This window comes from Massilia sp. CT11-108 (assembly GCF_047302915.1).
Taxonomy (GTDB): Bacteria; Pseudomonadota; Gammaproteobacteria; order Burkholderiales; family Burkholderiaceae_D; genus Telluria; species Telluria orientalis.
Map to the genome: position 1 here is coordinate 1 of NZ_JBKYMO010000371.1, position 5,663 is coordinate 5,663.

At 67.4% G+C, this 5,663-nt stretch carries 7 protein-coding genes; all 7 read left to right on the forward strand.

What is annotated here, in order from left to right:
• On the forward strand, positions 1 to 906 hold a 906-nt coding region (locus ACEN88_RS23065; RefSeq protein ID WP_413343383.1), incomplete at its 5' end, for an adenylate/guanylate cyclase domain-containing protein.
• On the forward strand, positions 903 to 2,171 hold the full coding sequence (locus ACEN88_RS23070) for a tetratricopeptide repeat protein (RefSeq protein WP_413343385.1): 1,269 nt from the start codon (positions 903 to 905) through the stop codon (positions 2,169 to 2,171). The genes ACEN88_RS23065 and ACEN88_RS23070, both read left to right, overlap by 4 nt.
• A 33-nt stretch (positions 2,172 to 2,204) precedes the next feature.
• Positions 2,205 to 2,531, forward strand: a complete 327-nt coding sequence (locus tag ACEN88_RS23075; RefSeq protein WP_413343387.1) for a VanZ family protein — start codon at positions 2,205 to 2,207, stop codon at positions 2,529 to 2,531.
• Positions 2,532 to 2,538: 7 nt separating this feature from the next.
• Positions 2,539 to 3,318: a Crp/Fnr family transcriptional regulator gene (locus ACEN88_RS23080; protein ID WP_413343389.1), complete on the forward strand. Its 780-nt coding sequence runs from the start codon at positions 2,539 to 2,541 to the stop codon at positions 3,316 to 3,318.
• A gap of 101 nt (positions 3,319 to 3,419) precedes the next feature.
• A complete protein-coding gene (locus ACEN88_RS23085) occupies positions 3,420 to 4,220 on the forward strand; it encodes an ABC transporter permease (RefSeq protein WP_413343391.1) in 801 nt (266 codons plus the stop codon).
• Positions 4,220 to 5,440, forward strand: a complete 1,221-nt coding sequence (locus tag ACEN88_RS23090) for an ABC transporter ATP-binding protein (protein ID WP_413343393.1) — start codon at positions 4,220 to 4,222, stop codon at positions 5,438 to 5,440. Before ACEN88_RS23085 ends, ACEN88_RS23090 begins: the two co-directional genes overlap by 1 nt.
• The coding region (locus ACEN88_RS23095) for a methyltransferase domain-containing protein (RefSeq protein ID WP_413343395.1) at positions 5,437 to 5,663 on the forward strand (227 nt) is incomplete at its 3' end. The genes ACEN88_RS23090 and ACEN88_RS23095, both read left to right, overlap by 4 nt.

Here is a 5,663-nt window from a genome sequence, read left to right on the forward strand (position 1 = left end):
CCGCTGCCCGGCCGCGCCATCGCGTTCGCCTTCACGCTGGCGGTCGTGCTGCTGACGGGCTATACGCTGCCCCGCATGGCCGCGGCCGCGAATGCGTTGCTGCTGGGCGCGAGCGCGTTCGTGTGGCTCGGCGTCGTGTGGCTGCTGGCGCCGCGCGATCCCGTCTTCGCGCCGGCGGCGCCGCTGTTCTGCTGCCTGTACCTGCTCGCCGTCGCGGTGCCGTTTCAATGGGAACTGGCGCAGCGCCGTTCGCGCCAGCTGCTGGGGACGCTGCGCCAATACGTGGCCGGCGCCGTCGTCGACGAACTGCTGCGCAGCGACCTGCAGGACCCGCTCGCGCCGCGCCGGCTCGAGGTGACGACCCTGGTGGCGGACATGGAAGGCTATACGGGCCAGGTCGAGTCGCTGTCGCTGGAAGACGCGTCGCGCCTGACGACGGAATTCCTCGACTGCCTGACGCGTCCCGTGCTGGAGCATCGCGGCACGCTCGACAAATACACGGGCGACGGCCTCGTCGCGTTCTGGGGCGCGCCGCTGCCGGACGACGACCACGCCGATCTCGCCCTGGACGCCGCCGCCAGCATCCTGCGCGAAGTGGCGCACTTCTCCGCGCTACGCGTCGCCAACGGCAAGCCGGCGCTGCGCGTGCGCATCGGCATCGAAAGCGGCACCGCGATGGCCGGCGACTACGGCACGGCCGCGCGCAGCATCTATACGGCGGTGGGCGACAGCGTGAACACGGCCGCGCGCCTGGAACAAGCCGCACGCGACTACCCGCACGACGTGATCATCGGCGAAGGCACGGCGTCGCGGGCGCGCCGCCACCGCCTGCTGCCGCTGGGCGAGCGCCAGCTGCGCGGCAAGGAGCGGTCGCTCCGCATCTATACGCTGGAGCGCAACGCATGAGGCGCCTGACCATGTGCGCCGCGCTGGCCGCGGCGCTGTCGTCGTGTCTTGCCGCCGGCACGGTCCGCGCCCAGCAAGCGCCGTTCGCCATCGCCGCCGAGCCGGCCCGGCCGGGCGACCTGTACGCCGCGGCGCTGCTGGCCCTGGGCGAAGGCCGCCTCGAGGAAGCCGCCGCCCTGCTGCAGCGCGTCCTCGAGCGCGAACCGCGCCATGCCGGCGCGTGGCTCGACCTCGCCATCAGCCAGTGCGAACTGGGCAACGCGGCGGAGGCGGAACGCCTGTTTTCCAGCCTCGAACAGCGCATGGCCGTGCCGGCCGGCATCGAGGACGTGATCGCGCGCTACCGCGCCACCGGCTGCGGCAAGGCGCCGGTGCGCAGGGGCGGCGTCTGGCTGCTGGCCGCCACGCGCGGGCACGACGACAACGTCAACCAGGGCGCGAGCGATCCGCGTTTCACGATCGGGACGGGCAGCACCCGGACGGAATACCAGCTCGACCCGTCCTCCCTGCCCCGGGCCGACGATTTCAGCCAGCTGGCCGCGTCCTGGCTGCGACCGCTCGGCGAGGCGGACGGCGACGTCATCGTCCAGGCGTACACGCGCCGGCACGACAGCGTCCGCGCGCAAGACACCGCCTCCGTGCTGGCCGCCGTCGAACACACGTGGAAACCGTTCGCCTGGCGGCTGCGCGGCACCGCGGCGACCGGCTACGTGACGCTCGACGGCACCCTGTACCAGCGCCAGCAGCAGATCCAGGCGCGCCTGGCGCCGCCGCCGGCGCGGCTGGCACCCGGGGTCGAGTTCGCGGCCATGGCGAACTACAGCCATGTCGCGTATCCGACACGCCCGGCCTACGACGGCAACACGGTGGAAATCGGCGGCATCTTCGGCTATCGCAGCGAATTCGGCCTGACCCAGGCCACGCTGACCCGGCTGCACGACGCCAGCGCGGCGGACCGTCCCGGCGGCGACCGCAAGGGCTGGTTCGGCAACCTGCAATGGTCCGGCGAGGTGACCAGCCGCCTGGGCCTGGAAGCAGGACTGAGCCACCAGATGTGGCAAAGCAGCGAGATCTATTCCCCCAACCTGATCGACAAGCGCCGGCGGCAGGACACGACGACGGTACGTGCCGCCGGCCAGTGGCTGCTGCGGCCGCACACCAGCCTGGTGCTGGAATGGCGCGGCACGTTCAATCGCGAGAACATCTCGCTGTTCCAATATAATAGTCGGGCTCTGCAGCTAAGTCTGCGATGGGATAATTTCTGACGCCGGGATTCGGTGTACAAGCAATCGACCGATATGTCCTGGGAACTGATCGTCTTCCTGGCTGCCGCAGCCGCGGTTGTCCTTGGCTGCCTGCTGCCGGCGCGCTGGCTGCCGTTATTGCCACACGACAAACTACTGCACTTCATCGCGTTTGCCGGACTGAGCGCGCTCGCGCTGCATATCGAACCCGCATGGCCCCGGCGCGCGGTCTGGCTGCTGGGGTTGCTGGTGGCGGGACTGGCGATCGAATTGCTGCAAAAAATGGTGCCCGGACGCAGTTTCTGCTGGCGCGACATGGGCGCCAACACGGCAGGCATCCTGGCCGCCGCCCTGGTTTTCGGACTGTTACAAGTGATCTGAGACGCGAATGACATCGTCGAGCAAACGTAAGAACGAGACGGACAACGACATCGTCCCGAAGGAGCTGGTGCCGGATCCGGCCGCGGCCGCCAACGAACCGGCGCCGCAGGAAGTCAACGTGCACATCCACCTGCGCAAGATCCCGCTGCTGGCCAACCTCAGCGAGGAGCACATGCAGCGGGTGAAGTCCGACCTGCGCATCCGCCAGTACGCCAAGCGCGAGATCGTGCTGCAAAAAGGCGCGGCCGGCGACAGCCTGTTGTTCCTGCTGACGGGCTCGCTGCAAGTCGTCGACGTCACGGAAGACGGCCGGGCGATCGGCCTGCGCCTGCTGCAACCGGGCGACTTCTTCGGCGAAATCGCCGTCATCAACGGCTCGATGCGCTCGGCGTCCGTCGTGGCGCTGTCGTCCGTGCTGGTGGCATTGCTGCCGCGCGCGACGGCGCTGTACCTGTTTTCCCACTCGCCGCCGGTTGCGAACCAGATGCTGCGCTTTTTGGCCGAGAAAGTGCAGCGCGACTCGGAATTCCGCGCCCTGCTCAGCATCCACAACACGTCGCGCCGCATCTACACGTTCCTCAACCTGCTGAAGGAGCAAAAGGACGGCAACGTGCAGGTCGTGGAAAACCTGCCGACGCACCAGGACATCGCCAACATGATCAACACGAGCCGCGAAACGGTGACGCGCGCCCTGCTCACGCTCGCCCAGCAAGGCATCATCGAAAAAGGCACGCACCGCATCATCATCGTCAAGCCGGACGCGCTGCAAAAACTCATCGACGGCTGACGTTCGCCGGCATTCGTAACAATTGGTAAGACGTAAATTAGCGACCTGCAACATGTTATAATCAACAACTTACCATCCGGTTTTCCTCCTTTCGTCTCCCTATGATTTCCCGTTCCATGCTGGGTGGCGTCTGGCGCTATCGCGGCTTCATCGCGGGTAGCGTGCGCCGCGAATTCCAGGCCAAGTACCGCAATTCCCTGCTGGGCGCCGCGTGGACCATCCTGAATCCCCTCGCGATGATCGTCGTGTACACCGTCATCTTTTCGCAGGTGATGGGCACGCGCCTGCAGGGCAGCACCGGCCACTTCGCGTACAGCATCTACCTGTGCGCGGGCGTGCTCACGTGGGGCCTGTTCGCCGAGATCACGTCGCGCGGCCAGAATGTCTTCCTCGAAAACGCCAACCTGATCAAGAAGCTGCAGTTTCCCCGCATCTGCCTGCCGATCGTCGTCGTGCTCAACGCGCTGGTCAATTTCGCGATCATCTTCGGCCTGTTCACCGTCTTCCTCGCCGTCAGCGGCTCGTTCCCCGGCTGGCAGTACCTGGCGCTGGTGCCCGTGCTCGGCGTGCTGGTGCTGTTCGCGATCGGCCTGGCCATGATCCTGGGCGTGCTGAACGTGTTCTTCCGCGACGTCGGCCAGTTCTTCGCGATCGTGCTGCAGTTCTGGTTCTGGTTCACGCCGGTCGTCTATCCCGCCACGGCCCTGCCCCAGGACATCCGTCCGCTGCTGGCCTGGAACCCGATGGCGGCCGTCGTGCAGGCCTGCCAGGGCATCCTGCTGGACGGCCGGCTGCCGCATTGGAAAGGCCTGCTGCCGGTCACGGTGCTGGCGCTGCTGTTCTGCGCGCTGGGGATGCACCTGTTCCGCAAGCGCGCGGGCGAAATGGTGGATGAACTGTAATGGGCGCGATCCGAGTCGAAAACCTGGGCAAGGCCTATAAACAGTACGGCAACCGCTGGAGCCGGCTGGCCGAATGGATCCTGCCCGGCAACCAGCCGCGCCACAAGCTGAAGTGGGTCCTGCAGGACATCAGCTTCGAACTGGCGCCGGGCGACGCCGTGGGCATCATCGGCATCAACGGCGCCGGCAAGAGCACGCTACTCAAGCTGATCACCGGCACGACGCAGCCGACCACGGGCGGCGTGGCGATCAGCGGCCGCGTGGCCGCGCTGCTCGAACTGGGGATGGGCTTCCACCCCGATTTCACGGGCCGCCAGAACGTCTTCATGGCGGGCCAGCTGCTGGGCCTCGGCGTGCACGAGCTCGAGGAACTGATGCCGCAGATCGAGGCGTTCGCCGAGATCGGCGACTACATCGACCAGCCCGTGCGCGTGTACTCGTCCGGCATGCAGATGCGCCTCGCGTTCAGCGTGGCCACCGTGCGCCGGCCGGACGTGCTGATCGTCGACGAGGCGCTGTCCGTCGGCGACGCCTACTTCCAGCACAAGAGCTTCGACCGCATCCGCGAATTCCGCAAGCAGGGCACGACCCTGCTGATCGTCAGCCACGACCGCGCCGCGATGCAGTCGATCTGCGACCGCGCGATCCTGCTCGACGGCGGGCGCCTGGCCAAGCAGGGCACGCCCGAGGAAGTGATGGACTACTACAACGCGCTGATCGCCGAGCGCGAAGGCACGACGGTGGAACAGGTGCGTACGCCGGAAGGCCGCGTCCAGACCACGTCCGGCAACGGCCACGCGAACGTCGTCGACGTCGCGCTGGAAAACGAGGAAGGCCGGGTGCTGGAAGTGCTGAACGTGGGCGTGCCGGCCACCCTGCGCATCCGCGTGCGCGTGAACAAGCCGCTGCCGCGCCTCGTGCTGGGCTACATGATCAAGGACCGCCTGGGCCAGCAGATCTTCGGCACCAACACGCACTTCCTCGACCACCCGCTGACGGACCTCGCGGCCGGCGAAACCATCGACTACCGCTTCCGCTTCCCGCTCAACCTGGGACCGGGCAGCTATTCGATCACCACCGCCCTGACGAGCAACGAAACCCATCTGGCCGACAACTACGAATGGCGCGACCTGGCGGCCATCTTCATGGTCATGAACATGAACCGGCGCGAGTTCGTGGGCAGCAGTTGGCTGGAGCCGCAAGTGGAGATCCGGCGATGAGCCAGACATCGTTCTACCGCGCCTTCGAAGACCGCTACCGCGGTTCGCGCGACACCATCAAGGAGCGGCTGCGCGCCTACGCTCCCTTCACCGATCCCCTGCTGCAGCAGGGCGCGCCGGCCGTCGCGCTCGACCTGGGCTGCGGCCGCGGCGAATGGCTGGAGCTGCTGGGCGAAAGCGGCTTCGAGGCGCGCGGCGTGGACCTCGACGAGGGCATGCTGGC

Excerpts from the sequence above, each read along its gene's own strand:
- ACEN88_RS23070 (WP_413343385.1), top strand. The coding sequence starts at position 903 with ATGAGGCGCCTGACCATGTGCGCCGCGCTGGCCGCGGCGCTGTCGTCG.
- ACEN88_RS23075 (WP_413343387.1), top strand. The coding sequence starts at position 2,205 with ATGTCCTGGGAACTGATCGTCTTCCTGGCTGCCGCAGCCGCGGTTGTC.
- ACEN88_RS23080 (WP_413343389.1), top strand. The coding sequence starts at position 2,539 with ATGACATCGTCGAGCAAACGTAAGAACGAGACGGACAACGACATCGTC.
- ACEN88_RS23085 (WP_413343391.1), top strand. The coding sequence starts at position 3,420 with ATGATTTCCCGTTCCATGCTGGGTGGCGTCTGGCGCTATCGCGGCTTC.
- ACEN88_RS23090 (WP_413343393.1), top strand. The coding sequence starts at position 4,220 with ATGGGCGCGATCCGAGTCGAAAACCTGGGCAAGGCCTATAAACAGTAC.